Genomic DNA, 25,444 nt, shown 5'->3' on the forward strand with positions numbered 1-25,444 from the left:
CATGTTCCATCACACGCCCCTTCGTTACGGTACTCTCGTGGTGCTTTTGGCCTGTGCGCTCTATGCCGCATTTGCGGCTGGGTACTTCGGCCTCGAGATCCTGATCGAGATCCTCGTACTTGCCATGCTTGTGATCGCTATCGATATCGTGGCGGGTTTCGGCGGCATGGTGTCATTGTGCCACGGAGCTCTTCTGGGCGTTGGTGCCTACGCTTATGCCATGCTGGCAGTCAAAGCGGGTGTAGCCGCGCCCGTGGCCATGGTGGCCTCGGTGGGCATTACCGGGCTTCTGGCCTGGATTATCGGTGCGGTCTGCGCCCGGACCCACGGCATCTACTTCATCATGGCGACGCTCGCTTTCGGTCAGATGGCCTACTCCTACATCTTCGAAACACCGATCTTCGGCGGCGATGACGGGTTGGGCGGTATTCCACGTCTCGATCTGTCGCCGGTCGGGCTCGACATGATGGACAGCCGCACATTCGCGCTCTTTGCGCTTGGCGCGTTGATCCTGTGCTACTTGTTCGCAGTCTCCATTCTGCGCTCTGGGCTTGGCCGCAGCCTCGTGGGCGTCATGCAATCTGAACAGCGCATGCGCGCGCTCGGTTTGGTGACGTGGCGGGTCAAGGCAGATGTGTTCGGCCTTTCCGGCCTGATCGCGGGACTCGCGGGAGCGATTTCTGCGCAGCACATTCTTTATATCTCACCAAGTCTGCTCAATTGGACTGTGTCAGGCGAGGCGCTTGTCGTTGTGATCCTCGGCGGCCTTGGAACACTTGTTGGCCCGTTGGTTGGCGCTGCAGCCTTCGTTCTGCTGAAGCACAATATCTCGGAGTACACGCCGTACTGGCACCTCGTCACCGGTTTGATCCTGATTGCCGTGGTCATGAGCCGGGCCAATGGGATTTTCGGCTTCATCGAGGCGCGACTGAGCGCACGTTCCGAAGCCAAGTCCGAAAAGACTTCCAACGCGCAGAGCAACACGGCAACGGAGACGAACAATGCTTGAGACACGTGGCCTCGATAAAAGCTTCGGTGCGATCCACGTCACCAAGTCTGTTGATCTTAAGCTGGCACAAGGTGAACGTCGTGTTCTGCTTGGGCCGAACGGTGCCGGCAAAACGACCCTGTTCAACCAACTGGTTGGAGAGATCACGCCAGACACGGGCCAAATCTTTCTCGCCGGCGAGGAAGTGACTGACCTGTCGGTTCACCAGCGAGCCCGGCGCGGGCTATCCCGGAGCTACCAGAAGAACACCCTGTTCGATGGTCTGACCATCGCCGAGAACCTGGGGCTTGCTGCTGCTGTTCATACAAGGAACGCGACGCGGCTCTGGGGCGACAGCCTGACCCGGCCCGAGGTGCGCGCCGTGGTCGACGAGGTGGCCGAGCAGGTCAAGCTTACACCTTACCTCGGTGCCCGCGTGAACGAGGTGTCTTACGGCGTACGCCGACAGCTCGAAGTGGGCGTCGCGTTGGCGACACGGCCCAAGGTCCTGCTCATGGACGAGCCAACATCGGGCGTCGGTCCGGAAATGTCACACGCCTTCCATGAACTTCTGGCGGACCTTCCGCGCGATCTCACCATGCTCATCATCGAGCACGACATGGATCTCGCCTTCGAGGTGGCCGACACGATCACCGTTTTGAACTACGGCGAAGTGGTTTTCGACGGAACGCCCGACGCTGCACGCGGCTCCGAATTGCTGCGCGACATTTATCTGGGGAGCTGGGAAGATGCTTGAACTCACGAATGTCTCATCGGGCTATGGGGAGACGCAGGTGCTCTACGACCTGTCCGTCACCGCCAAGGCTGGCCGCGTCCTGGCCGTTCTTGGGCGAAATGGTGCTGGCAAGAGCACAACACTGAAGACCGTAATGGGACTGTTGCCGACACGCTCGGGCGCCATCTCCTTCGACGGTGCCACGCTTCCGGGCAAACCCTACGAGGTCGCGAAAGCCGGGATTGGATATGTGCCGGAGACCCGCGACATCTTCCCGTCCCTGACAGTACGCGAAAATCTCGACCTTGCCGCGAAGCGCTTCGAGGGATCGGACTGGACGATCGAGCGTGTGGTCGAGCTTTTCCCACGTCTGGGTGAGCGCATGTCGAATGGCGGGACACAGCTATCGGGCGGTGAGCAGCAGATGCTGGCAATTGCACGTGCGCTATTGATGAACCCGCGCCTGCTAATCCTCGACGAGCCAACTGAAGGGCTTGCCCCGGTCATCGTCCAGCAAATTCACGACAAGCTGATGGAGCTGAAGCGCGGCGGCCTATCCATGGTTCTGGTCGAGCAAAATTTCGGCTTCGCGACTTCGCTGGCAGATGACGTAGCCATCGTATCGAAAGGACAGATCGTCTGGACCGGCAGCCCTGCTGAAATCCGGGCCGATATCGAAGCGCAGCACCGCTGGCTCGGTGTATGATGGCAGCGGCCCGATTTGCCTACCCTTGGCTAACTGGCCTATAACATCTTCCGGGCGACCTTCTGAGCAATGCGGACGAAGTTCTGCACATGCACCCCTTGTTCGTCGTAGCGGTAATTCAGCGATAGGGCGGTGCGGGCAATTTCCGGCTCGATTTTGAGGAACTTTAGGCCCTTCCGCGGTGCATATTGCACGGGTTCGGGAACTATGCAGACACCTTCACCGACTGAAACAAGGCTAAGCGCCGTCTGAAGATCCATGCACCACACGCGATTAGGCACTGGAAATCCGGCCTTCTCGCAGGCTTCCAACACGAAGTCGGCGTAGCTGGGTCGAGGATATTCCGGGTAGAGGATCAAGTTGTGCGTCGCCAGCCGTTCCAGGCGGGCGACGGTGCGCCCGCCGGTATCGACGATCTCAGGGAGCACCAGTATCAGCTTCTCCTCCAGCAACTCTTTCGTGATGAATTCGGGATCTTGCAATGCGGGCCGACCGAAAGCCACGTCGAGTTCGCGCGAGACCAGCGCGCGCTGCAGCTGCGCGTTATTCATGGGGATAAGGCTGAGATTTACCTCCGGATAGCCCTGGCGATAGGAGCGAATGATGTTGGGCAGAATGCCGTAGGTCGCGGAGCCCACGAACCCGATCCGCAAGCGGCCCTCCGCGCCTTGGCCCAGGCGCTTGATTTCCAGGCGGGTGTCATCGAGCTGCGACAGGATGGAACGGCCTCGTTCCAGTAGCCGTTCACCCGCCTGTGTCAGAGTGATGGTGCTGCGGCCGCGATTGAATAGAATGGCGCCAAGCTCTTCCTCGAGTTGCTTGATTGCGCGAGATAGCGGCGGCTGTGCCATGTCGAGCCGTTCCGCTGCCCGGCCAAAATGCAATTCTTCTGCGACCGCAATGAAGTACGTCAGCTGCTTCAGGTTCATTTCGAACGCCTCTTCCCCGGGTAGCAGTAAGGACAGATATCCACCCAAAAAGAAAGCCTCCGCGAGGAGGCTTTCAGTTGGGTCTTCTGGGGAGGAAAGCGATTATTCTGCGGCTACACGCGCCGTGGCCTCTTCGGCCTTGAGTGTGAAATCGAACTCGACATGCAGATCAGTGTCGAGGTCAGAACCAGCCTTGCGGAACTGCCCCACAAGGCTGTCCTTCACTGCGAACACGCTGTCATTCTCAAGGTAATCAGACGAGCCGTCGTAGATCTGGCTGATGAGCGGACGGAAGCCATCCTTGGACAGGATGAAGTGCATGTGACCAGGGCGCATCGGATGATGCCCCATGAAGCGCAGAAGCTCACCTGCGGTTTCGTTGTCGGGGATCGGGTAGTCGACCGGGCGCAGGGCGCGGAAGGCATAGTGCCCGTTTTCGTCGGTTTCGAACCGGCCGCGCAGGTTGTAATCGGGCTGGTCGGGGTCGTGGTTTTCGTAAAGGCCGTTCGGGGCATCTTCCCAAACGTCGATCGTCACGCCCGCCAAGGGAGTGCCATCCGTATCGCGTACGTAGCCCTCGAAATACACCGTCTCCTGGTCGGGATATTCTTTGAGAACAGTCGAAGCGCCCTTCGGCAGGACAGGCGGGTTCTCGCGGTAGAACGGGCCAAGCACGGTGCTCTCGCTCTCGTTCCCGGTGACAGGGTTCGACAGCATGTCAACCAAGACCTCGACACCCAGAATGTCGCCCAGAAGGATGAACTCCTGACGCCCGCCGTCGCAAACGGCTCCCGCGCGTGCAAGATACTGGCATGCCTCGATGAATTCGTGATGCTGCAGGTTCACATCTTTACAGAAGCCGTGCAGGTGCGAAATCAGCGATGTCATGATTTCGCGCTGGCGGTCGGTGATATCACCGTTCTTACCCAGTGCTTCGATGACGACATCGGTGAGATTGTCGAGAGTTACTTTGGCCATTTCGGTCCTCCCTTGGGTGATGGTCGCAAACTCACGCCCATAATTGCCGCGCAAAGGACGTCCTCCAATGTCGCGCACGGTATGGAGCAATACCTCAGCGGCAAAACGCTGCCGCGGCATGGGTCTCGGCCCTTTGTCCGCGACCATGCCGTGTTCCCGGATCAGCGAGAGTATCAGTGGATACCCCTGACAGCATTGGAACGCTGCGCCGCGCTTCGCACAGTAAGCCCGACTTACAAACAGAGAGGCGACATGCGCGAAGAAATGAAAGCGATGCAGGCGAGGCTCGAGGAGCGGGCCCATATCGTGCGACTGGGCCGCCTGTTCTCGGAAACCGTACTGTTGAAGATCGATGACGAGGAATATTACCTCGTCTTTGACAAGGGGCGCATTTCCGAGATCCTGACCGGCCCGTCGAAGAAAATTCCCTACTGCTTTGCCGTCACTACCGATGCCGATGCGCTGGCGCGCTTTTGGCAACCGCGCCCCGAGCCCGGCTTTCACGACATCTTCGGGCTGGTGAAAATCGGCCGTGCTCAAATTCTCGGTGATATCCTGACGCTCGTGAAAAACCTGCGCTTCTTGAAGGATGTGCTCGCGCTGCCGCGGGAGGGTCGGGCATGAGCATCGAACCCATCACCGGACGCTACCTGAACATCGAGGTCGGCGGCCGTCCGCTGCGGATCTATTTCGAGGAGGCTGGATCGGGTCGCCCGGTTCTCTGCCTACATACGGCAGGTGCGCACACTGCGCAGTGGCGCCATCTGATGAACGATGCCGAGGTCACCGCGAACCACCAGCTTATCGCCTTTGACATGCCCTGGCATTCAAAGTCGCTTCCCCCGGCGGGCTTCGAGACTGAAGAATACATGCTCACAACAGAGGCCTATATCGAGACGATCCTGGCCGTAGTGGACGGCCTCGGCCTCGATCGACCCTTGCTCGCCGGATGCTCGATGGGCGGCCGGATCGCGCTCCAACTCGCGGCACTCCACCCTGACCGTTTCTCTGGGTTCATCGCTATCGAGGCGTCTGACTTCCAACCCGCTTGGTACGATATCGATTGGTTCCATCGCCCCGACGCCCACGGAGGGGAAATGGGGGCCGCGCTGGTCTCGGCCAATATCTCGCCCTATGCGCCTACCGAGGAACGGTGGAATACGCTTTGGATGTTCATGCAATCCGGACCGGGCGTTTTCCGTGGAGATCTGAGCTTCTACACCCGAGACGACAGCCTGATCGGCCGTTTGTCTCAGATCGATACCACCAAGACACCGGTCCACATCATCGTCGGTGCCTACGATCTGACCTGCACGCCAGAGGACGCGAAGCGGACCGCCGATGCGATCCCCGGTGCGACATTGGCCGTCATGGAGGAGCTTGGCCATTTTCCGATGAGCGAACATCCCGAGGGCTTCCGGCCCTTTTTCCTGGAGGCGCTCAACCAGATGGCGGGCTGATCCGGTCCGCAGACTTACGGAGGAGGAAAGATCATGTGCAAGAATGCGTCCAATCCGTGCCCCGGCTGCACGCGCCAAGCTAAAGCTATGGATCCGCGGCAAATATTCATGACTCCGGCGGAAATTGTCGCCGCTGAACGGACAGAGGCGACCGACCAAATGCGGCAAAGGTCCGAAGCGGATTGATATGACCGCGCTCGACAACATGTGCATTGCCACGACTGGTTCCTTGCGCGCCAAGGCGGACAATCGCGTAGTGCTGATCAGAATTGACGAGCCGCTCAAAATCACGAATGCAATTTTTAGCTCTGGGCGCGGGCTCCGCGTGGCCACGCCCAGCGAGGCTGGAACGGATCTTGGATTGGTACATGGCTAATGTCATCGCACAACCGATTGCGCATCTCCGCGGGATCCTACGGGATGCCTCTTTGACCGCCGTAGCGGCGGGGTTTCTCGCTGTTCTGATCTCCATCGCGGGTCCGTTGCTTATCTATCTGCAAGCGGCGGTAGCGATGGACGTGGATCCCGGCCTCTTTTCGTCATGGGTCGCGGCGATTTTTGCGGGTGCAGGTGCGGCAAGCCTGATCCTAAGCATGTGGATGCGTATCCCTGTCCTTGTTGCGTGGTCTGCGCCGGGCAACGTACTTTTGGTGACTGTCGGACCCAGTCTCGGATATTCGGACATCATCGGTGCCTATATCATATCCGCGCTCGCCATCCTGATTATTGGCGTCACCGGGGCGTTCGACAGGCTTGTACGTTTGGTGCCGGCAGGCGTCGCTGCGGGCATGATGGCGGGTATCCTGTTTCAGTTCGGATCGCAGGCTTTCCTGGGGTTCGAGACAGCCCCGATCCTCGTTGCGGTGCTGCTATTGGCGTTTCTCGTTCTGTCGCGGACCACCCCGCGCTATGCGATGATCTGGCTTCTGGCCGGGTCCCTTCTCTATATGGCATTGACCCGGACTGACACGTCGCCTGGCCTTTCGCTGACCATGCCCGAGCTGATCGCGATCTGGCCCAGCTTTTCCCTCGATGCGACGCTCAGCTTCGCGCTGCCACTCGTGGTCACGACCCTGACCGGCCAGTTCTTGGCCGGGATGGCGATACTCAAGGTGAACGGCTTCGCGGCTCCCGCGCGTCCCATACTGACGACGGCCAGTCTTCTTTCCCTACCCGTCGCGCTTTTCGGTGGGATCACCGTAGCGCTCGCCTCCATCACGATGGCGCTTGGGGCGAGCGAGGAAAGCCATGCTGACCGTGAACGCCGCTATGTGGCCGGTGTGGCGTCAGGGGCGTTTTTCATCATTGGTGCTGTCTGTGCGGGAAGCATCGTCGCGCTTCTGCGCGGGTTGCCGACCGAATTGATCGCGCTTCTCGCCGGGCTCGCACTTTTAGGGGCCATCGCTAAGGGTATGGGCGATATGCTCGCCGATGCGGGAAACCGGCAGGCCGGTCTCTTGACCTTCGTGGTGACCGCCTCGGGCGTGTCATTACTTGGCATTGGTGCCGCATTCTGGGGGCTCATTGCCGGTTTGCTCGCTGTACAGATCGAACGTGCATTCGATGCCATGAGGCCGTCTTCTTCGTCCAAAGGCCGAAAATAGGCAGAGAAGTGTATATCTGAAGTCGGTGAGGCGCGATGTCTGTCCTTGGTGAGAGAACTTGCTCCGACATTTATCCAAACGACCCCGTTGGTTTACGCTCAAGATGTGATTTGAGGATTTGATCTTCCACCGTATCAGGTCCGGAATAATTGCGTCGCTTTGCTTCGATGATTTATCGCAGGAAATGGCAGCACCGGATGTGCGTGCTTTGACCTCATGAAAGAACTCGTCCAATCCCGCTTTGCGTCCGCTGCATCGCGGGGAGGTACTTCTCGACCAGTGTTACGACAGAATCTTGCGTTGCCGCGACGCCGGTGTTCAGCGCCGCCACGACGCGGCCCCGGATGTCGGTCAAGGGCACCGCGATAGAGCGCAGACCAATCTCGACCTCCTGATCGATCAGGCAATAGCCCTGCGCGCGCACGCGAGCCAGCTCGGCCATAATCTCTTCCGGGTCGGTCAGGCTGAAGGCCGTACGTGGTGACAAATCGGATCGGTCGAGAAGCGCTCGCGCCGCTTCTTCGGGCAGCGCCGCCAGCAGGACCCGTCCCATCGATGTGCAATGCGCCGGCAAACGCGAGCCTGGCATCAACCCTACGGACATTACCCGGCGTTGCGCGGCCCGCGCGAGGTAAACGATGTCCGTTTCGTCAAGGATCGACAGCGACGTGGACTGCCCGATCTGTTCGGATAGCTGATCGAGCCAGGGCTGCGCGAGCTGCGGCAACGGCAGCGTTGCGAGGGCCGCCATGCCGAGCCGCAGTATCCGGGGCGTTACCGTGAAGAACTTTCCGTCATATTCGGCATAGCCTTCTTTATGCAGCGTCAGCAGGCAGCGCCGTGCAGTGGCCCTGTCGAGGCCTGTTCGCGCGGCCACGTCGGTGATGGAGAGCCGGGGCGTCTCGGCCCCGAAGCACTCGATCACCCGCAACCCCTTAGCAAGCGAGGCGATGAAATCTGTCGGAGTGTTCGCCATGCGCACATGTGTGTACGCAATTTGAACAAAGATCAAGATGTGAACATTTTTTCTGGATGTCCGTCCTGAGCCTTCGTAGAGCCCTCGGTAAGGAGGCGACGCTATGGACAAAACTATCCCGACACCGATCGAGGCTGTATCCGCTATCCGGGACGGTGCTACGGTCATGATCGGCGGCTTCGGCGGCTCCGGTGCGCCAATCGAGCTGATCCACGCCCTGATCGATCATGGGGCCAAGCATCTGACAGTTGTGAACAATAACGCTGGCAACGGTCATGTCGGCCTTGCCGCGCTTATCGAGCAGGGGCGGGTCGACAAGCTCATTTGCTCGTTTCCGCGCTCGGCAGATCCCACGGTGTTCACCGAACGCTACCTGGCAGGTAAGATCGCACTGGAGATCGTTCCTCAGGGCACTCTGGCCGAAAGGATCCGCGCCGGCGGAGCTGGGATACCAGCCTTCTATACGCCAACCGGCTACGGCACCCAGATTGCTGAGGGCAAACACACCGAGACCTTTGAGGGTCGGCCCTATATACGCGAAAATTGGTTAAAGGCAGATTTCGCGCTTATAAAGGCCGAACTCGGCGACCCGCACGGCAACCTGACCTACCGGATGGCGGCGCGGAACTTCAATCCGATCATGGCGATGGCCGCGACAACTACAATTGCGCAGGTCACCAAGATTACCCCCCTGGGCGGAATTGATCCCGAACACGTGGTCACCCCGGGTATCTTCGTTGATCAGGTGATCGAGGTGGCGAACCCCGCGCAAGAAGAAGTGCTCAACCGCGAAGAGGCCGTGTACCCATGACCGATATCTCCGCTCAAAAGCTCTCCAACGCCCAGATCGCATGGCGCGCCGCTCAGGACATTGAGGACGGTGCCTACGTGAACCTCGGCATCGGCTTTCCCGAAATGGTCGCTCGTTTCCAGCCCGAAGGCCGGCAAGCAGTCTTTCACACCGAAAACGGGGTTCTCGATTTTGGCAAGGCCCCTGACCCTGGCGATGAGGATTGGGACCTAATCAATGCAGGGAAAAAGGCCATTACCTTGAAGCCCGGGACCGCCTTCTTCCACCATGCCGACAGTTTTGCGATGGTCCGCGGCGGGCATCTCGACGTGGCGATCCTCGGGGCCTACGAGATCGCCCAGACCGGCGATTTGGCCAATTGGTCGACCGGCAAAGGCGGCGTGCCGGCCGTGGGCGGTGCGATGGACCTTGTCCAAAGCGCAAAGCGCGTGGCGGTGCTGACCGACCACGTCACCAAGAAGGGTGCGCCCAAGCTTGTCGAGGCCTGCAGCCTGCCGCTCACCGGGGTCGGATGCGTCACCCGGATATACACCTCGCTTGCGATCGTCGATGTCGTGGATCGACGCTTCGTTCTGCGCGAGAAGGTGCCCGGGCTCTCATTCGAGGCGCTGCAATCCGTTACCGGCGCGACGCTGCATGTCGACGGCAACGTGGCCGACCTGATCTGCCCGGAGGAACTGGCATGACCGACGTATTTATCTGTGACTACATCCGCACCCCGATTGGCCGTTTCGGCGGTGCGCTGTCTTCGGTGCGCACTGACGATCTCGGCGCGATCCCGATCAAGGCGCTGATGGCGCGAAACGATATCGACTGGGCGCGCGTGGACGAGGTTTTCTATGGTTGCGCCAACCAGGCGGGTGAAGACAACCGCAACGTGGCGCGCATGTCCGCACTACTCGCGGGACTTCCCGTCGAAGTGCCGGGCACAACGATGAACCGGCTTTGTGGCTCGGGCATGGATGCTGTGATAACCGCCGCGCGCGCCATTCGAGCAGGCGAAATCGACTTGGCCATTGCCGGAGGCGTCGAAAGCATGTCGCGCGCGCCTTTCGTGATGCCCAAGGCCGAAAGCGCCTTTTCGCGGGCCAATGCAGTTTATGACACGACCATAGGCTGGCGCTTCGTGAACCCGATGATGAAAGCGCAATACGGCGTAGACTCGATGCCGGAGACCGCCGAGAACGTGGCCGAGGATTTTGACATCTCGCGGGCTGACCAGGACGCATTTGCGCTGCGTTCGCAGGAAAAGGCAGCCCGCGCAATTGCCACGGGTCGCCTCGCGAAAGAGATCACGCCGATTACCATCCCGCAACGCAAGCGCGATCCTCTCGTTATCGATACTGACGAGCATCCACGCCAGACCACACTCGAGAAGCTGGGTGCACTACCAGCGCCCTTCCGCGAAGGCGGCAGCGTGACCGCGGGCAATGCCTCGGGCGTAAATGACGGGGCCGCAGCGTTGATCTTGGCGTCTGAGGCCGCGGCAAAGGCGCATGGGCTGACGCCGGTCGCCCGCGTGCTCGGCGGTGCGACGGCAGGCGTCGCCCCACGCATTATGGGCTTCGGCCCGGCCCCGGCCTCGAAGAAACTAATGCAACGGTTGGATCTCAGAGAAGATGCCTTCTCGGTAATCGAGCTCAATGAAGCCTTCGCATCGCAGGGCCTTGCTACGCTTCGCGATCTTGGGGTCGCGGATGATGACCCGCGGGTGAACCCCAATGGTGGGGCCATCGCCCTTGGCCATCCGCTGGGAATGTCTGGCGTGCGTATTACGGGGACCGCCATGCTGGACCTGAAGTCGGGTGAAAAGAGCTTGTCGACCATGTGTATTGGCGTTGGACAAGGCATTGCCATCGCTCTTGAGCGGGTATGATGCTTGAACTCATAGTGGTGCTCATATTGATCCAAGCCTATCGCGTCGTCGCGCTGGCCTGTGACTCAGCTTGGGCGCTGCGCGTCACCACAAGATCGAGGCACCCTGCGTATCGATCGACAAATCGAACTTCTGCGAGCTTGCGGTTGCTGTGACGAAAAGCTTGTTGAGTATAAACTCGGGCACCGGGCTCGCCACGGTCTTGGACGTCCTGGCCGAGGTTTCGGTGGTGCTGTACCTTGTAGTTTTCGCTTACCGCACCCGCAGAGGTTTCACACAGAAACCGGCTTGAAGCTGACCTTCGCCGCACCACGCACGATTGACTGCACTGGGCCGTCACCGTCGTCCAAGTCGACCCAGTCTCGCCAGCTGCGCCAGCATTTTTGACCCCGAGTCAGCGGATCCTGTTCCTACTGCGGAACCCGTCTGCCCCATGCCTTGTCTCACGGGCATCTGCTGCACGCCGAAGAACTGCCGCGCCCTGAGGGCGGCGTATTCTGCGCCACTTGCCCCGCCGATCAAATAGCGGTTGTAGGCTTGCTGGCTGCCCATGGCGGCGCGGGTGAAGCTGTAGCCGCCGCCGAGCCCACCAGAGAGGGCGGGCATCATGATGTTTCCGGAGATCGCGCGGACGATGAAGGGCGTGGCAATGATGAAGCCCTTGGCCATGAGGACCATCATGAAGAAGGGGATGAGCGCGCCTATGTTTGAAGCCCCTTCCGGGTCGCCAAGCTCACCGATCAGAGCGGAAGAAACTCCGGTGATCGTGGCAAACACGCCGGCCACGACGATGGGATAGAGCGCAAAGGAAACCAGCGCCGACAGCCAGCGCGTGAAATAATCTTTGGTCACTTCGAAGAGGGTCAGGAAAATCATCACCGGCGCGATCCCAATCAGAAGTGCGATCATCAGGCGGGATGCCACGAGGATGAAGGCGGCCAGCCCGCCGAGGATCGAGAGCAAGAGGACCCCGACAATGTCGAGCATGGCCCCTGCCATCCAGTTCAGCTCGGACCCAGCGGCGTTGAGATAGTCCCCTAATTCCGCGATTAGCCGGTCAAACTCTTCGGCGAAAGTGCCAGAAGGGCCGGGAGTTCCACCACCAACGGAAGCAACCAGCGCGCCGGCGATGCTGTCGATCCCGGCCAGGATGGCGGAGGACAGCGCGTTGAACTGAACCCAATTGGTCGCAAATATCCCGATAAGCCCGATCTTGACTGCGAGCCAAAAAGCCGTGCGCCCGTCCATCGCCTTGTACTGGTAGATCATGTTCAGGAAGACGAGGATCACCACTAGCGTTGTGCCCAACACCAGCAGCGTGCCAACCGTCGCCGCGACAGATCCGAACTGGGTTTCAGCGGCGGTGTCGAGATAGCCCTGTGAGGTTTCAACGAAATAGGTGACGACGCTCATTGGGGTTGTGCCTCACCAGTTGCCCGCAGCTTCGCAGATCGCTTTGGCCTCGAGACGGGCGGCGTTGGCGCGGCGGTTGTAGCCGTCCGAGGCTTGCAGCATTTCCCATCGTTCGTCGCTCGCGTAGCTCTCCCGAAACACGGCCTCGGCCGCGTCCCAAGAGGGGAACCGGGTCGCGCAGTCGCAGCTGCCGGTCTCGACGATGCGCTCGAGATTCTGGGCGCGGTAGATGTCTTGAATCAATACGCGCTGATAGGCTTGGCGCAGGGGGATCTCCTGCATCCGGACGGGCTCAGCGGGCCGGTCCGGACAGACGGTGAAACTGCGCTCGAGGGTCGGCACGAGATTGCGCTCGGCGAAAGTGGGAGCGGCCGTCAGGCCCAGGACTAACGCTGTCAGTGCGAGGGGATAGCCCGCCTGCCTCATGCCGTGGCTCCAGCGGGTGTGGTTTCACGCTTCAGGAAGACCGTATGTCCCACATTGGCGAACTCCGAAGAGCTGATCGACACGACCTCCCAACCGTCAGAGCCCTTTTCATTCAGGCAGGTCTGCATATCGGCAAGGCTGCTTTTGCGGGTCATGGGAAAGGACAGGATGTCATATTCAAATGTCTTCATGGAGAAGTTCCAATCTCAGTTGCGCCGGGGAGGTAGAATTCTGTGATGCCGCGTTTGCCGTCATGTCGGCCGGCCTGGATGATCACGTCGATGGAGTTCTCGATGTACTGGATCATGTCGGCATAGGTCATCGGGATTTCGGTCTTGAGTGCCGCGATCGCGAGCCGCTGCACGGCGAGTTGCGGGGTTTCGGCATGCAGCGTGGTCATGGACCCGCCATGGCCGGTGTTGATGGCTTCCAGAAAGGTCATGGCCTCCTTGCCGCGCACCTCGCCCAGGATGATCCGGTCGGGGCGCATGCGCAGCGTGGCGGTGAGAAGCACATCGGCGGATTGGAATTCGGCGTCACGATTGGCGATGAGGGTCACGGCATTGGGCTGGGTCGGCAGAAGCTCGGCGGCTTCCTCAATGGTGACGATGCGTTCCTCGGCCGGAACGTGCGAGAGGATCTTGCGCGCGGCCACGGTTTTGCCGGTGGAGGTGCCACCTGAGACGATCATGTTGAGTTTGTTCTCGACGCAGAATGCAAGCGCATCATCGATCAAACCCGCGGTCACCACGGCGCGCAAGGCGCGCTTCTTTTCGACGCGCAGGTCTTCGAGCTTGCGTTCCGTGCCGTAGAGGAAATCGAGTGCGATGCCCTCGAGTGGCAGGCTTGAGAAGAACCGCAGGCTGATCGACATGGCCGAGAGCACGGCGGGCGGGGTGATGACCTGTGCGCGGATCGGGCGCCCCTTGTAGGTGATCGAGACCGAGACGATGGGGCGGTCCTTGCTCATGGTGGTATTGGCCGATGAGGCGATCTGGTTGCCGAGGTCCCTGACCTGAACGCCCGTCAGCCTCTGGTCCAGCGCGCGCATGAAGTGATCGCCCTGAAATTCTCCCCAGCAGGTGCCGTCGGGATTGATGCAGATCTCGATGACATCGTCGCGGGCGGCGGCATCGATCCGGTCGAGAGAGGTCTGGAGATAACTCAGCGACATGGGCTCAGAATATCTCCAGGTCGCGGTCGACCATCACTGTGACGCGGGCCCCCTGGTCGACATAGATGACCGGACCGATCGAGAGATAATCGCCGATCACGCTGTCTGTGGCATCGGCCAGATCATCGCCCACGTCTTCGAGCACATCCGCTGTGGTCTCATCTTGCACATTGGCAGCGGCGGCGCTTGGCGCGGCGGAGATCAGCGAAATCAGCGCTGCCGAGCCAAAGCGCTCATCAAAGCGCGTGTCCACGAAACCGGTGACACCCGAACGGCCAAGTTCATCACCGCCGAAGGAGCTGATCTGGACGGTTTGGCCCGCGGGCAGGATGATCCGGTCCCAAGCGATGGTGACCCGGCGTTGCGCGATATCGACGCCAGAGCGATAGCGCCCGATGAGGCGGGACCCACGCGGGATCAGGAGACGGCTGCCATCGAAACTGAACACGTCTTCGGAAACAACGGCCCGGGTCTGACCGGGCAGGGAGCTGTAGAGGGCGGTTTCCATGACGGCCTGGATCATCGTGCCCTGGATGATGGTGTTGGAGGGGTTGGCGATGACCTCAGCCTGCGTCACGGACGTTGGCAGCGCGCCGTTCAGCACGAAATCCGTCACCTCGCCAAAGGTGCGCTCGGTCAGTGCCGTTTCATTCGCGCCTGATGTGCCGCCAAAGGCGATGGTGGGCGAGGCGATCCGGCGCTCCTGAAACGCACGCTCTTCGGCCGCGCGGCGCTCAAGTTCCGCGAGCCGTCTTGCTTCCTCCTCGCGGCGCAGCCGTTCTTCTTCTCGCGCGCGCAACTCGTCCTCGGTGGGACCGATGGGTGCGGGGACGGGGCGGTTGGCCTCGAGTTGGGCCAGTTCCAGATCCATGCGGAGTTGTTCAAGCTCGCGATCGCGGGCCGTGAGCTCATCGCGAAACTGTTGCTGTGCGGCTTCCGAGGCGGACTGCAGGGCGGCGATCTGCGCTGTCAGTGCATCAATGGCTTCGGCGGCGGTGTCTTCCTCGACGACCGGTTCAGGAGCGTTGCGCAACTCCTCGATCTGGGCCTGCAGGGCGGTGATCTGGGCGAGAAGCTCGGCATTGGGTTCCACCGGCTCGGGTGCGACCAAAACCACTTCGGGCTCGGGTGGAGGTAGGGTTTCGATGGCGCCAAAGCCGTCGCCTTCGTTCTGGAAGACATCCGGCGTTGCCGTGGGCAGGGCCTCCTCTTCCTCAGGTTGGGACATGAGATAGAGCAACGCACCGCCCGCGCCGATCACGAGGACGACGACCAAAGCGAGCAGCGGCGAGCGCCGTGGGGCAGGGGGGGAACCTGTGCCCTTGCCCTGCTCGAGGGCGGCGAGACGTTTCTCGAGGTCCGCGTTTCCGGTGTCGCTCATGATCCCACCCCCGCAGGTGGCGTGGCCTCGATACAGACCGCCTCTTCCCCTATCCGCAGCACCCATTGCCTGTTCACGCCCGAGACCCGGATAACGCCGTCTTCGGTGGCTTGCGTGTTGACTGTCCGTTCGCGGCCATTCGTGTAGCGGAAGATCGCCGGCACCGGCGCGTTCCGCGGAAATTCGAAATACGTAAACGTCCCGTCATCCCAAACACGGGTCGGGGTGAACTCGGTCCGCGCGCTGGCACCGTAATTGTAGTTCGGGGCTTGGGCCGCGATGGCACGCGTCGGACGTGTATTGTTCTCGGGGTAGCGGAACTGCACCACGTAAAAGGTCGGGCTGCGGGTCTCTTGGACGTTGAAGTAATAGCTCCGCCGGTTTGTATAGACCGTCACATTGGTATGCACGCCGCGTGCGACGGGCTTGATCGCGAAGGCCTGCCCGCCCGGAACGCCGTCGATCTCGAAGCCCTCCGTGTCGCCTGCGATGATCGAGCGGATGCTTTCACCCTCTCCAAATTCGACAGTGGTGACATGGGTGAGCGAGACGCTGAGACGGTAGACCTGACCCTCCTGGTAGGTGGCCAAGCGAACCCGGCTGTCGTTGGGACCGCCACGCGGAATTGCTTCGGCGGAGGCAAGGCCGGGCAACAGGGCAATGACAAAAACAAGCGATCTTGTGAACAACAAACATGCGTTTCCGGAACGAGGAGTGTCGCCAATACCCTGCCGCGCTGCGCGCTCTCGGGACATTGGCGACAGAGTATTTTGATTTGAATTCCGGAAACGCATTAATTCTCCAATCTGTCGGAGCGGATGGAATATTCGAGGACCGTGAAGCCGAATGGATTGGTCCAGACCTCATCGATGGAGCGACGGGTCTCCGGGCGGAACTCGAAGAGTAGCGTCGCAGTGAAGAGGCCGGTCTGGGTGCCGTTAATGGACGTCAGGCGCTTGCGCAGGCGGACCGTCGCGCGGTTGGTTCCGATCCGGTTGATGCTGAGGATTTCCACGTCGAGCCGCGCATTGGGGCCATAGACCGTCGGCGGGTAATTCTCGTTGGCGCTGTTCCAGATCTGGCGCAGCCCGCTCTCTGCAGCCCCGTCCGAGCGGCGCAGGACACTTCGGATGCGCAGGTCATTGTCGAGCTGGTTATAGACCTCCCGGTCGGTCACATAGCGGAAGACTTCCGCCTCGATGATCGCCTGGTTGGCGGTCACCGAGGAGGCGCCCACCGAGGCTTCGGGGAGTGCAAAGCCGGTGGCGGGATCATAGGGGACAACAACGGGCGGGGGGTCGACATCGAGGATTGCGACAGCCGCGGCGCTCAGGCACCCGAGGATGCCGAAGATCAGCCCGACGAGCCCAAGGCGTTGCCAGAACCGTTCACGGCGCAACGCGCCATAGACCAGCTCTTCTTCGATGACTTCTTGTTCACTCACCACGCGTCACACCTCGAAATTAGTCCGCGCTGAGGTCAGGCAGCGTAAAATCCATGAAGCGCTGCTCCTCGGCGATGGTGGCGGCATCGATGACGCCGCCGGTGCCATCGCCCACGGTCTGCACGGCTTCGAGCTGCCACATGGCGACGAGCGCGATGGCCAGTTCCGCTGTGACGCGGGTATTAAGATCGACGCTTTCCTTGAGTTCGTCCATGTCGTCGATGAGACCGACGAGGCGGTCGACGCGTTCCAGCGATTGGCCCGCGTCCTCATAGCTGTTCTGGGCCGCGGCCGACACAAGGGCACCGGTGGTGGCCTGCGTCGCCACGCGGTTGGCCCCGGGATTTCCGCTGGTGGCCATTTCCGAGAGGGTGTTGTCGTCAAATCCGAGATCGGCCAGCACCCGGTCCATCTGGGTTTCGATCTCGCCCGCGCCGGAGCCAGAGAGGCCGGAGAAGTCACCCGTTTTGATGGCCTCAATCGTGGCAAGGATGTCCCCGAACTCCTGGTCGAGAAGACCGTTCAATTCATCTTCCATCTCCGTGCGGATGATTTCCGGCAGTTCGGCGAGGCGGGTGAGGGCTTCATAGGTTTTTTGCAATTCGCCAAGTTGTTCCGTGAGTGTCGCAAGCTGTTCACGGAGCTGCGTCAGCTGCTCGTTCTGCAGGATCTCGTCTTCGATCATCTGCCGGAGCTGCTGGATGTTTTGCGCGATGTTCTGGGTATCGACGACGGGTACGCCTTGCGCCAGAGCAGGGGATAGCGTGCCGAGATGCAGGCCAATCCCAAGTGCCGTGGCCAAAGCTGTTCTCAGAAACATCCGTCCCATCATTCAATCTCCCTGATAGTAAAATCCATGAATGCGCCCTCGGCCATGCGGGCGCTGGCCTGCGCCAATTCTTCTGCGCTCAGGACGCGGGTGCGCGCCGCCTGAAGCCGGATGCGCGCCGCGACGAGGCGCACGAGTTCGGCGCGGGCATAGGTGTTGAGTGCGACGCTCTCCTGCACATCTTCCATTTCGGAAATCCGCTCGACGATATCCGCTATGCGCAGGGCGGACTGTCGGATCGCGGCGGGCGAGTTGCTGGCATAGAAGGCCGCGCCGTGCCCGGTGATTGAGAGGTTCGCATTAGCTAGAAGCGCCGGATCGATCGTGCCGAGCGCTTCGATCCCACCGATGCGGCTCAGATAGAGATTGTAGCGTTCAGGAATGACCTGGACGTAGTGCTGGGTCTCGGCAAAGGGCGGGACACCGCCATATTCAAAGACCCGGCCGGGGCCGGCATTATAGGCCGCGAGCGCGTTGATGATGTTGCCATCGAAGGTGTTGAGTTGGGTGGCGAGATAGCGCGCGCCGCCATGCACCTGCAGGTAGGGGCTGTCGTAATATTCCGGGTTGATGCCGAGATCGCTGGCCGTACCGGGCATAATCTGGGTGAGGCCAAAGGCGCCGACCGGCGAGCGCGCGCCGATGGTAAACCGGCTTTCCTGCCAGATGAGAGCCTGCAGGAGGGCGCGCCATTGGACCGGGGAGAGACCCGCGCGGCCCACGCCCGCAAACCCGCTCGTCTCCTGCGCGACGCGGATGATGAGCTGCTCGATGTTTTCTGCCGCATCACCGAACATCTGTGCGCCCCCGGGATTTGGATCGATCTCACCCGTGCCATAGACCGCCTCGACAGAGCGGTCCGGATCGCCGCTGCGGCTTTCCAGGCCCGAGACCATTGCCGCCAGGCCCTGACCGCCAAAGCTGGTTTGGGCATCGAGGATGCGTTGCAGGGTTTCCAATTGTTCGCGTTCGATCTCGGCAATGAGCTCGCGGACGGACAGTTTGTCGGCCTGAATGGCCAAGTCAGCCTCGCGATCGCCAGTCTCAACGATGTCACGCGCGGTCAGCCCGCTGTCACTGGTCGGCACGCCTTGAGATAAGGCGAGACCGGGCAGCAGGCAAAGCGCCAGGATATGAGGCAGCCTAGACTTCAATGTCGCCCTCCGGCGCATTTAGAGGCGTGAAGCTGCAATCAGGTGCTGTGGGTGCCGTCGAGGCCAGGAAGGTGAAACAATTGGCCTGCGGCTCCTGGTACTGGGCGCAGGAGACCAGCGCACCGAGCGTCGTCACAGCTAAAACAATACGGATCATGAAAGCCTCCAGAAATCAGGGCGGTCGCGGTAATCGGCGCCGACGAGCGCTTCGCCTTTTTCCATGCCGCCTAGGATGGTGAGATTGGGCCCGAGGGCGCTCAGATCGGCATCGACGACGATGGATCCCTGGTCGTCGCAGATGAGAGCAAGGCGGCTGTCGCTGCCGGTGTTGAGAAGCACGTCGAGTTCCTTCTCATAGAGGTTCAGCATCGCGTAGTCGGCGGCATGGGCGCGGATGTTCGGGAGCAGGATCTGCGTCGGCACCGCCTCGACGATGGTCTTGCCGGTCCGCGTGCGCTCGAGCTGACTGGCGTATTGCGTCATCATCACCGCGACGGTGTTCTGCTTGCGCGCGGTCACCAGCCAGTTCGATAGCCGCTCGGCGAAATACGCGTTGTCGAGGGCTTTCCAGGCCTCGTCGATCACGATGATGGTGGGGCGGCGGTCTTCGATCTCGCGCTCGACCCGGCGGAAGAGGTAGGAGAGGACGGCCATGCGCTCCTTCTCGGCCTCGCTGTCGAGAATGCCGGTGAGATCGAAGCCGACAACATCGCCCTTCAGCGAGAAGGTGTCTTCCAGCGTCTGCCCGAAGATCCAGCCGTAGCGGCCCTCTTCGGTCCACTCGAGCAGGCGCTGGTGCAGATCGCCGCCATCATCGGTGGACACAAAAAGAGATGCGAAGTCGCGCCAGTTCCGCAAGGCTGGGTTCGTGGCCTGCGCATTCTGGCGTACGACCTCCTGAATGCGATTTGTTTGCGCCGGCGTGAGCGGCTTGTCGGCGCGGTAGAGCAAGGTGGCAAGCCAGTCCGAGAGCCATGCGGTGCCGCGCGCGTCGACCTCAGTCCAGAGCGGGTTTAGGCCGCTGGGTTGTCCGGCTTTCAAAGACGCGTAGCGCCCGCCATTGGCGCGGACCGCCATCTCCATACCGAGACGGTAGTCGAAGACGAAAATTCGCGCCCCTGCTCGACGGGCTTGCGTCATAAGGAAGGCGGAAAGGACCGATTTGCCCGAGCCGGGCCGCCCCATGATCAGGGTATGCCCGCTGGTGGGTTCTTTGTCGGGGCTTCCTTGCTCATGATAAGAAAACCGGTAGGCGCTCTGCTCGGGCGTGGGCAGATAGGTGATGACCTTGCCCCAAGGGGTTTTCTGAGCAGACTTGCCAAGCTGCGTCCGGTGAAACGCCGCAAAATCCGCGAAGTTGCGATTGGTGATCGCACTGGCACGGACGCGTTTCGGCTGGTTGCCCGGATGCTGGCTGAGGTAATGGGCCTTGGCGGCCACGCGCTCGCCGATCATCTTCACGCCCTCGGCGGCGGCGGCATTGACGATCTCGGCGCTCAGCGTCTGCAACTCGTCCAGCGTATCGCAGAAGATGGTCACGACCATATGGTGCTCGCCAAAGCTCTGGCGCTTGGCCTCGAGATCATCGGCAGCAATGTCGAGCGCTTCCATGAGCGACAGGGCCGCGTCCTGAGAAGCCTGCATCTGGCGCTTTTGCCGTTTGATGCGACCCGCCATGAGGTTCGAATTGATCGGCGTGAAGGAGTGCGTGACGATCATGTCGACAGGCAGGTTCAGCATGTCGAACATGGTGCAGGAGGTGGCCTCGGAGTATTCCCCGATGGTGAAACTTTTGCCGTAGCGATGTCCCACGACGCCTTCGGAGAGCTCGAAGTGATCTCCGTGAAACGTCACCCGGGTATTGGCAATGTTGAAGGACAGGAAGCCGTAGGTGTTTGCCGGATAGAGCGGCAGTTCCTGGCCCGTGTTGAGCGCGCCCAGAAAGCCGATCAACTCGCCGCTTTTGGCTGTTAGCACGCGCGGATGCAGCTCCGTCAGGCCCGACAGGAACATACTCACGGCCTCGCCGAGACGCCACAGGCGCTTCTTGGTTGCTTCCTTGAGGCGATCCGGCGCGCTGCGGTTCAGGAACGGCAGGACGCTTTTCGGAGGCGGGCGATGGATCACCGTGAGGGTCAGGGTCTTGTCGCGCAGGCCGCTGGTTTCGAGTTTCGCGCGCCAGAGACGGTCAACTTCTCCAGCAAAACTGTCCTCACGCACGGGCTCGAGGTTCGGCGCAATCGCTTTCGAGACCTTGTGGACATAGTAACTGAACTCCGGCCCGAGCTGCGCGATGATCCGGGCGAAGAGCGCCGTCACCTTGTCGAGATAGGCATCGTCTGTCGTGTAGCTGTTGATCCCGTCGAGACGGATACACTGGAAAAGCTCGTTCACGCGCGTGCGCACGGTGCGGTCATCGACCAGGCTGACGTAAGGCAGCATATGCGCGAGGCGGGTCTCGCGCGCATACCACTCCGGCGTCATCGTGCGGGGATCGAGCGCAGCTTCACGGGGCATAGCTGTCCCCGCCATGGATGGAGCGGTTCCGCGTGGGCGGTGTCTCCTGCAGGGCCGTCATCATCACGTCGATGAAACGAGGGTCCAAATCGGCGGCCTTCCAAAGCACGGGGTAGAGCAGGGCGGCCACGCCCAGTACCGCGATGTGCTGGACCCAGACGAATAAGAGCACCGAGCCGAAAAGCCAGACCATCGCGTACATGATGGGCAGGCCCAGAAGCTTGGGCGGGCGCACGAGACCCAGAAAGAGGGGCGCGCGCTCAGCCACCGGCAAAGACCGCGGCAACGATCGTGGGGGCGGCGGCAACACCGGCGATGCCGACAAGCACCCAGAGGGCTTGGCGCAGGTCGATGATGTTGAAGAACCAGCTCAGGAAGACGCCCAGCACGGCCAGCGTCGCGATGACAACGCCAAGCGGACCGGTCAGCGCATCGACAATGCCCTGCAACAGGCTTTGGATCGGCGAGAGATCGATACTTTGCGCAAGGGCGGGTTCGGCAATGAGCAGGAAGAGCGCCAGAGAGGCGACAAAGAGGTTTGAAATCCAACTTGTTTGGAAAAAGTGGGATCGCCAATGCACTGCCGCGCTACGCGCTCTCGTGACATTGGCGATAAGTATTTTGAGGAGTGGTTTCCAAAAAGGTTGGGACATCATGAATTTGATCCTTCCAATCGGGCCACGACGGCCATGACACGGGCCACGTGGGTCTGGGTTTCTCGGTAAGGGGGTATGCCGGCGTATTGGCGCACAGCGTCGGGTCCGGCGTTGTAGGCTGCGAGGGCAAGACGCGGATCACCGAACGTCTCCAGCATAATTGCGAGGTAGCGAGCGGAACCGTCGAGGTTCTGCAGCGGATCACGCGGGTCGACACCGAGATCGCGTGCTGTCGCCGGCATCAATTGACCGAGGCCGATGGCGCCCGCGCTTGAGACAGCATCCTGCCGGTAGGCGCTCTCGACCTCGATATTGGCGCGATAGAGGGTCAGCCAGTCTCGGACTGAGAGGTCTGCGCGGCGCAACGCTCGATGCCCGGCATAGCGAAGGGCGGTGGCTTCTATAGCTGTAAGAACATCGGCGCGGGGCAGGGGAGCGGGCCGCGAGAGGGCTGCCATCTGGATTTCGTCTGGCCCAAGGCCAGTCTCGCCGAGGATCGCCAGCTCATCAGCAGCGGACCTCTGGCCGATGCCGTCATTGTAATTCCGGGCAAAGCTGTTCTGAGAGCGGGACGGTGTCAGAGAGCCATCGCTCTCCATGACCAGCACCATCTGCGCAGTGGCGGGACCAGTCAGGAACCAGAAGAGAAAGAGACTACTTGCTGCCGCCCGTGTCGGTCGCAACCAGCTTGTGCGTCGTCCGCTGGCCTTCCTCGAGCGGCACATCGGCATGAGAGAAGCCGATCCCGATGAGGAAGGACACCACGCCTGTGATAGTTTTGAACTCCCGGATCTTGATGTCGTTATAGGTCGTCCGGGTTCGGGCCGTGACGAGGAGTTTTTCCACGCCCTCGTCAGAGACAACGCGCATGATCCAAACCCCATAATAGCTGGGGCCCTTCTTGTGTGCCGACTCCTGGCACAGGATCTCAGCGCTGTAGCCACTTTCCAAGAGTTCGCGGAAACGTGCTTCCGTAACCACATTTGGTGCTTCGATGTCCCAGTTCATGGCCCGGCTCACGCTTTCTTTAAATGCGCAACACCCGGGCATTCCCACTTGAAGCCCAGAGTTACGATAGTATATTTTTAACCGCAAGATATATTGCGGAAGATACGGCTGTATCCCGGTTACTCAAACTCTAGGCACGGCCATTGGCGTCTATCAAGGAAAATAGGGGTTACAGAAACCTGCGGTTGAGCCGATGGGTGGGCATGCAGTCTGTAGCAATGTTTTTGCTCGTTCCGGCTGCAACCCACGCAGAATTCTGTCTCGCCCCGGTCCGGCCTTTTGTCCCAAGCGATTCGCAAGCGGCCCGGGACTATGCTGACATCATACGGCGGGACTTTGAGGTCTACATCACAGACATTCAGAACTTCTTCCGCTGCCTCGAGCAAGAGCGTGCGCGTGCTTTCGAAGAAGCCCGTGAGGTCAGTCAGGACTACGATCGGTTTCTCGAACTGGTGGGGGATTGATGGGCCTCTGGGCATGCATCAGACTTGCATCCCTTGGAAACCAGACGCCTATAACACTCTCAAATATCTACTTTTTAGATAACAGATTTCATCCGCTAGCGACGTCACAAAAAGTGTGTGACGCGTGGCGAAAACAATCAGAACAAATGGCCAATTGGCGCTCGTCCGTGCGTTGGTTGATGCTCGTCAGAATGCGGGTCTCAGCCAGCAGCAGTTGGCGGCGAAGCTCAAGCGCCACCAGTCGTTTGTGGCGCGTCTCGAAAGCGGCGAGCGTCGTATCGACGTCGTGGAGTTTACAGTTCTGGCGAGGGTCATTGGCTTTGATAAAAATGAAGTCTTGTCGATTGTCCAAGCCGCCACGGAGCCCGACCACAAAATTTAACCCATTGAAATATCTATGTCCTGTCTTTGACATCCCAATCTGGGATCAGCTCTCTCAAGAAAGAGCAGTAAGCCAACATCCACCGCATGCGGCAGCGGCGCAAACCAGCGCCGTTTGAAGCCATGCCGCAAGTTCAGCGCCAAAGTGCAGGAAGTCAGCAAAAAGTGAACGATGATAAAGGTGAAGGCGTCGCGATCGCAAATCTGATCGGGACCGATGGGCGCAGCGTGGTTGGTTGGGTGTATCGCTGGACAACAGGCGCGCATGCGGTGATGTGGGACGTCCATGGGCCCAAGCCGGTATCAGATACCCGGCCAGACCTGACTGAGAAACAGAAGCAGGAAATCGACTTCGATGCGCTCACGCGGATCGGAAGAGACGAGGACGGGTGAGGAAAGAGCCTGTAGTGCTTGCCGAAATGCCAATTTGCTTGTGGATCGCGACGGGTACGCGGTGCCGTCGTACAAGTCAAAGAAGCCGAGTTTCGTGGCAAGCCTTTGCGGTGGCAGGTCAGTAGTTCAACTGCTCAAAGCCGTAGTTGCCCTCGTAGTCGCGCCAATCGACGAAGACGGATCGATTATAGATGACGGGGCAATTCTGGCCCCATCGTTCGAGACCGGCATGCTCGGCTGGTAGGGCGGCTATGGAAGACCTCTGCCAGGCGAAGTCACCTTGCGTGCCATAGGAGCCTTGAACCACTGTGGCGCTACGATTGCAGTCGCCGTCACGTCCGGATTCATGCTGTCGCGCATACCGGACATCAAAGACGCGGATGGATCGTACGAAGTTGAACTCAGGTCCACTGATATCGATGTCCGCCCGATCTTGAACGAGCCGGAGGGCCTGATCGGCGTGAACAAGGTAATCTGGGGCTTCTGGTATCCGCCCAGGAGCCGCAATTGGGTCAGCGATATCGTGCACTGGAAATGATTGTCGCGGTTCAGTGCTGTTGTTCTGGAAGAACACTTCAAAGATGCGGTCGGCACTGTTTGCTGCTGGAGCGGTCTTAAAGGATGCGCCCATTGGACAGCGCCAGATTTGAAGAGGAGCTTCCACCGGCCAAGGGGTAATTCGTCGGATGAATTCGGCTCGAGCTCCGGAGCAGGGCACGGAAGCGGGCCAGCCGCCAGACAGGCACAAGAGGATCGCGCAATCGATCGGGTATGTCTGCGCACGGGCGGGGATCGGCAGCGAAGAACTTGTCACAGTCAAAGCGACCGCGACCGAGGGGAGGAGCTTCTTGATTAGTTGACGCATGCTGAGGACCCTCTGTAACAGGGCTCACCATACATACGAAAATATACTATCGCAACACTAAGTATAAAGTCGGATAATGAAGTTTATGTTAACCAACTGGCGCCCTGAGCCGCTAAAACATTACGATTTGGTAGTGCTCCGGCAAGGGCAGTGCCAACGTACTGAAGTTACTCCTTTGCGAAAGGAGCGACTATGTTTAGAAAATTCGGATTGCTCTTGGGCCTCGCAACTGCTGTAGTTCTTCTGTTTATGGTTTCGAACAGATGCTGCCTTCT

General features: G+C 60.3%; 32 protein-coding genes. 13 read left to right on the top strand and 19 right to left on the bottom strand.

The window, feature by feature from the left end:
• The first annotated feature begins 1 nt into the window (after position 1).
• Genes FIV09_RS19410 through FIV09_RS19420 form a run of 3 tightly spaced genes read left to right on the top strand, consistent with a single transcriptional unit; the run spans position 2 to position 2,430 of the window.
• Positions 2 to 1,009: a branched-chain amino acid ABC transporter permease gene (locus FIV09_RS19410; RefSeq protein WP_152453241.1), complete on the top strand. Its 1,008-nt coding sequence runs from the start codon at positions 2 to 4 to the stop codon at positions 1,007 to 1,009.
• The gene (locus FIV09_RS19415) at positions 1,002 to 1,745 is read left to right on the top strand and encodes an ABC transporter ATP-binding protein (protein ID WP_152453243.1); all 744 of its coding nucleotides are present in this window, start codon (positions 1,002 to 1,004) and stop codon (positions 1,743 to 1,745) included. Before FIV09_RS19410 ends, FIV09_RS19415 begins: the two co-directional genes overlap by 8 nt.
• Entirely contained in the window at positions 1,738 to 2,430 is a 693-nt protein-coding gene (locus tag FIV09_RS19420; RefSeq protein WP_152453245.1) for an ABC transporter ATP-binding protein, read from the top strand. Before FIV09_RS19415 ends, FIV09_RS19420 begins: the two co-directional genes overlap by 8 nt.
• Before the next feature lie 38 nt (positions 2,431 to 2,468).
• Here FIV09_RS19420 and FIV09_RS19425 read toward each other — a convergent pair whose 3' ends face one another.
• The gene (locus FIV09_RS19425; protein ID WP_152453247.1) at positions 2,469 to 3,359 is read right to left on the bottom strand and encodes a LysR family transcriptional regulator; all 891 of its coding nucleotides are present in this window, start codon (positions 3,357 to 3,359) and stop codon (positions 2,469 to 2,471) included.
• A 102-nt stretch (positions 3,360 to 3,461) separates the two neighbouring features.
• Complete coding sequence (locus FIV09_RS19430) at positions 3,462 to 4,337, bottom strand: dioxygenase (RefSeq protein WP_152453250.1); 876 nt, start codon at positions 4,335 to 4,337, stop codon at positions 3,462 to 3,464.
• A gap of 81 nt (positions 4,338 to 4,418) precedes the next feature.
• Between FIV09_RS19430 and FIV09_RS19435 the strand changes: the two genes are divergently transcribed.
• The 4 genes from FIV09_RS19435 (at position 4,419) to FIV09_RS19450 (ending at position 7,401) form a co-directional block, all read left to right on the top strand.
• Positions 4,419 to 4,961 carry a hypothetical protein gene (locus FIV09_RS19435; RefSeq protein WP_371417788.1) on the top strand — a complete coding sequence of 181 codons (543 nt, stop codon included), beginning with the start codon at positions 4,419 to 4,421 and terminating at the stop codon, positions 4,959 to 4,961.
• Positions 4,958 to 5,797 carry an alpha/beta fold hydrolase gene (locus tag FIV09_RS19440; RefSeq protein WP_152453251.1) on the top strand — a complete coding sequence of 280 codons (840 nt, stop codon included), beginning with the start codon at positions 4,958 to 4,960 and terminating at the stop codon, positions 5,795 to 5,797. Before FIV09_RS19435 ends, FIV09_RS19440 begins: the two co-directional genes overlap by 4 nt.
• A gap of 187 nt (positions 5,798 to 5,984) precedes the next feature.
• Entirely contained in the window at positions 5,985 to 6,173 is a 189-nt protein-coding gene (locus tag FIV09_RS19445) for a hypothetical protein (protein ID WP_152453253.1), read from the top strand.
• Entirely contained in the window at positions 6,154 to 7,401 is a 1,248-nt protein-coding gene (locus tag FIV09_RS19450; protein WP_254702476.1) for a benzoate/H(+) symporter BenE family transporter, read from the top strand. Before FIV09_RS19445 ends, FIV09_RS19450 begins: the two co-directional genes overlap by 20 nt.
• 214 nt (positions 7,402 to 7,615) lie before the next feature.
• On the opposite strand, the gene FIV09_RS19455 is transcribed toward FIV09_RS19450, so the two are convergent.
• Positions 7,616 to 8,377 carry an IclR family transcriptional regulator gene (locus FIV09_RS19455; protein ID WP_152453255.1) on the bottom strand — a complete coding sequence of 254 codons (762 nt, stop codon included), beginning with the start codon at positions 8,375 to 8,377 and terminating at the stop codon, positions 7,616 to 7,618.
• Between the two features lie 103 nt (positions 8,378 to 8,480).
• Between FIV09_RS19455 and FIV09_RS19460 the strand changes: the two genes are divergently transcribed.
• Genes FIV09_RS19460 through pcaF form a run of 3 tightly spaced genes read left to right on the top strand, consistent with a single transcriptional unit; the run spans position 8,481 to position 11,064 of the window.
• A complete protein-coding gene (locus tag FIV09_RS19460; protein WP_152453257.1) occupies positions 8,481 to 9,188 on the top strand; it encodes a 3-oxoacid CoA-transferase subunit A in 708 nt (235 codons plus the stop codon).
• The gene (locus tag FIV09_RS19465; RefSeq protein WP_152453259.1) at positions 9,185 to 9,874 is read left to right on the top strand and encodes a 3-oxoacid CoA-transferase subunit B; all 690 of its coding nucleotides are present in this window, start codon (positions 9,185 to 9,187) and stop codon (positions 9,872 to 9,874) included. Before FIV09_RS19460 ends, FIV09_RS19465 begins: the two co-directional genes overlap by 4 nt.
• Positions 9,871 to 11,064 carry a 3-oxoadipyl-CoA thiolase gene (pcaF, locus tag FIV09_RS19470; RefSeq protein ID WP_152453261.1) on the top strand — a complete coding sequence of 398 codons (1,194 nt, stop codon included), beginning with the start codon at positions 9,871 to 9,873 and terminating at the stop codon, positions 11,062 to 11,064. Before FIV09_RS19465 ends, pcaF begins: the two co-directional genes overlap by 4 nt.
• Positions 11,065 to 11,400: 336 nt before the next feature.
• On the opposite strand, the gene FIV09_RS19475 is transcribed toward pcaF, so the two are convergent.
• The 15 genes from FIV09_RS19475 to FIV09_RS19540 all read right to left on the bottom strand — a co-directional run bounded on the left by FIV09_RS19475 (position 11,401) and on the right by FIV09_RS19540 (position 23,066).
• Entirely contained in the window at positions 11,401 to 12,477 is a 1,077-nt protein-coding gene (locus FIV09_RS19475; protein WP_152453263.1) for a type IV secretion system protein, read from the bottom strand.
• Between the two features lie 12 nt (positions 12,478 to 12,489).
• Entirely contained in the window at positions 12,490 to 12,903 is a 414-nt protein-coding gene (locus tag FIV09_RS19480; RefSeq protein WP_152453265.1) for a hypothetical protein, read from the bottom strand.
• On the bottom strand, positions 12,900 to 13,094 hold the full coding sequence (locus FIV09_RS19485; protein ID WP_152453267.1) for a DUF4177 domain-containing protein: 195 nt from the start codon (positions 13,092 to 13,094) through the stop codon (positions 12,900 to 12,902). The genes FIV09_RS19480 and FIV09_RS19485 overlap by 4 nt, the downstream gene beginning before the upstream one ends.
• Positions 13,091 to 14,077 carry an ATPase, T2SS/T4P/T4SS family gene (locus tag FIV09_RS19490; RefSeq protein WP_152453269.1) on the bottom strand — a complete coding sequence of 329 codons (987 nt, stop codon included), beginning with the start codon at positions 14,075 to 14,077 and terminating at the stop codon, positions 13,091 to 13,093. Before FIV09_RS19490 ends, FIV09_RS19485 begins: the two co-directional genes overlap by 4 nt.
• Before the next feature lie 4 nt (positions 14,078 to 14,081).
• Complete coding sequence (locus tag FIV09_RS19495; protein WP_152453271.1) at positions 14,082 to 15,458, bottom strand: TrbI/VirB10 family protein; 1,377 nt, start codon at positions 15,456 to 15,458, stop codon at positions 14,082 to 14,084.
• Positions 15,455 to 16,150 carry a TrbG/VirB9 family P-type conjugative transfer protein gene (locus FIV09_RS19500; protein ID WP_152453273.1) on the bottom strand — a complete coding sequence of 232 codons (696 nt, stop codon included), beginning with the start codon at positions 16,148 to 16,150 and terminating at the stop codon, positions 15,455 to 15,457. The genes FIV09_RS19495 and FIV09_RS19500 overlap by 4 nt, the downstream gene beginning before the upstream one ends.
• 101 nt (positions 16,151 to 16,251) lie before the next feature.
• On the bottom strand, positions 16,252 to 16,905 hold the full coding sequence (locus FIV09_RS19505) for a virB8 family protein (protein ID WP_152453275.1): 654 nt from the start codon (positions 16,903 to 16,905) through the stop codon (positions 16,252 to 16,254).
• Between the two features lie 16 nt (positions 16,906 to 16,921).
• Positions 16,922 to 17,731 carry a type IV secretion system protein gene (locus FIV09_RS19510; protein ID WP_152453322.1) on the bottom strand — a complete coding sequence of 270 codons (810 nt, stop codon included), beginning with the start codon at positions 17,729 to 17,731 and terminating at the stop codon, positions 16,922 to 16,924.
• The gene (locus FIV09_RS19515) at positions 17,731 to 18,819 is read right to left on the bottom strand and encodes a lytic transglycosylase domain-containing protein (protein ID WP_152453277.1); all 1,089 of its coding nucleotides are present in this window, start codon (positions 18,817 to 18,819) and stop codon (positions 17,731 to 17,733) included. The genes FIV09_RS19510 and FIV09_RS19515 overlap by 1 nt, the downstream gene beginning before the upstream one ends.
• A gap of 55 nt (positions 18,820 to 18,874) precedes the next feature.
• Positions 18,875 to 19,042, bottom strand: coding sequence for a hypothetical protein (locus tag FIV09_RS20505; RefSeq protein ID WP_172975806.1), 168 nt, complete (start codon positions 19,040 to 19,042; stop codon positions 18,875 to 18,877).
• A complete protein-coding gene (locus FIV09_RS19520; protein WP_152453279.1) occupies positions 19,039 to 21,402 on the bottom strand; it encodes a type IV secretion system protein B4 in 2,364 nt (787 codons plus the stop codon). The genes FIV09_RS20505 and FIV09_RS19520 overlap by 4 nt, the downstream gene beginning before the upstream one ends.
• Positions 21,392 to 21,670, bottom strand: coding sequence for a type IV secretion system protein VirB3 (locus FIV09_RS19525; RefSeq protein WP_152453281.1), 279 nt, complete (start codon positions 21,668 to 21,670; stop codon positions 21,392 to 21,394). Before FIV09_RS19525 ends, FIV09_RS19520 begins: the two co-directional genes overlap by 11 nt.
• A complete protein-coding gene (locus tag FIV09_RS19530; RefSeq protein WP_027246639.1) occupies positions 21,663 to 21,947 on the bottom strand; it encodes a TrbC/VirB2 family protein in 285 nt (94 codons plus the stop codon). The genes FIV09_RS19525 and FIV09_RS19530 overlap by 8 nt, the downstream gene beginning before the upstream one ends.
• Before the next feature lie 107 nt (positions 21,948 to 22,054).
• The gene (locus tag FIV09_RS19535; protein WP_152453283.1) at positions 22,055 to 22,669 is read right to left on the bottom strand and encodes a lytic transglycosylase domain-containing protein; all 615 of its coding nucleotides are present in this window, start codon (positions 22,667 to 22,669) and stop codon (positions 22,055 to 22,057) included.
• 43 nt (positions 22,670 to 22,712) lie between these two features.
• Positions 22,713 to 23,066, bottom strand: coding sequence for a hypothetical protein (locus FIV09_RS19540; RefSeq protein WP_152453285.1), 354 nt, complete (start codon positions 23,064 to 23,066; stop codon positions 22,713 to 22,715).
• Positions 23,067 to 23,269: 203 nt separating this feature from the next.
• On the opposite strand from FIV09_RS19540, the gene FIV09_RS19545 reads away from it, so the two are divergent.
• From FIV09_RS19545 to FIV09_RS19555, 3 genes are all read left to right on the top strand, one after another.
• Positions 23,270 to 23,530, top strand: a complete 261-nt coding sequence (locus FIV09_RS19545; RefSeq protein ID WP_152453287.1) for a hypothetical protein — start codon at positions 23,270 to 23,272, stop codon at positions 23,528 to 23,530.
• A 124-nt stretch (positions 23,531 to 23,654) separates the two neighbouring features.
• Entirely contained in the window at positions 23,655 to 23,912 is a 258-nt protein-coding gene (locus FIV09_RS19550) for a helix-turn-helix domain-containing protein (RefSeq protein WP_152453289.1), read from the top strand.
• Between the two features lie 164 nt (positions 23,913 to 24,076).
• Positions 24,077 to 24,304 (top strand): hypothetical protein, encoded by a 228-nt coding sequence (locus FIV09_RS19555; protein ID WP_152453324.1) that lies wholly within the window; start codon positions 24,077 to 24,079, stop codon positions 24,302 to 24,304.
• 118 nt (positions 24,305 to 24,422) lie between these two features.
• Here the strand turns inward: FIV09_RS19555 and FIV09_RS19560 are convergent, their stop codons facing one another.
• Positions 24,423 to 25,169: a hypothetical protein gene (locus FIV09_RS19560; RefSeq protein ID WP_254702478.1), complete on the bottom strand. Its 747-nt coding sequence runs from the start codon at positions 25,167 to 25,169 to the stop codon at positions 24,423 to 24,425.
• Between the last annotated feature and the right edge of the window lie 275 nt (positions 25,170 to 25,444).

The organism is Roseivivax sp. THAF197b (assembly GCF_009363255.1).
Classification (GTDB): domain Bacteria; phylum Pseudomonadota; class Alphaproteobacteria; order Rhodobacterales; family Rhodobacteraceae; genus Roseivivax.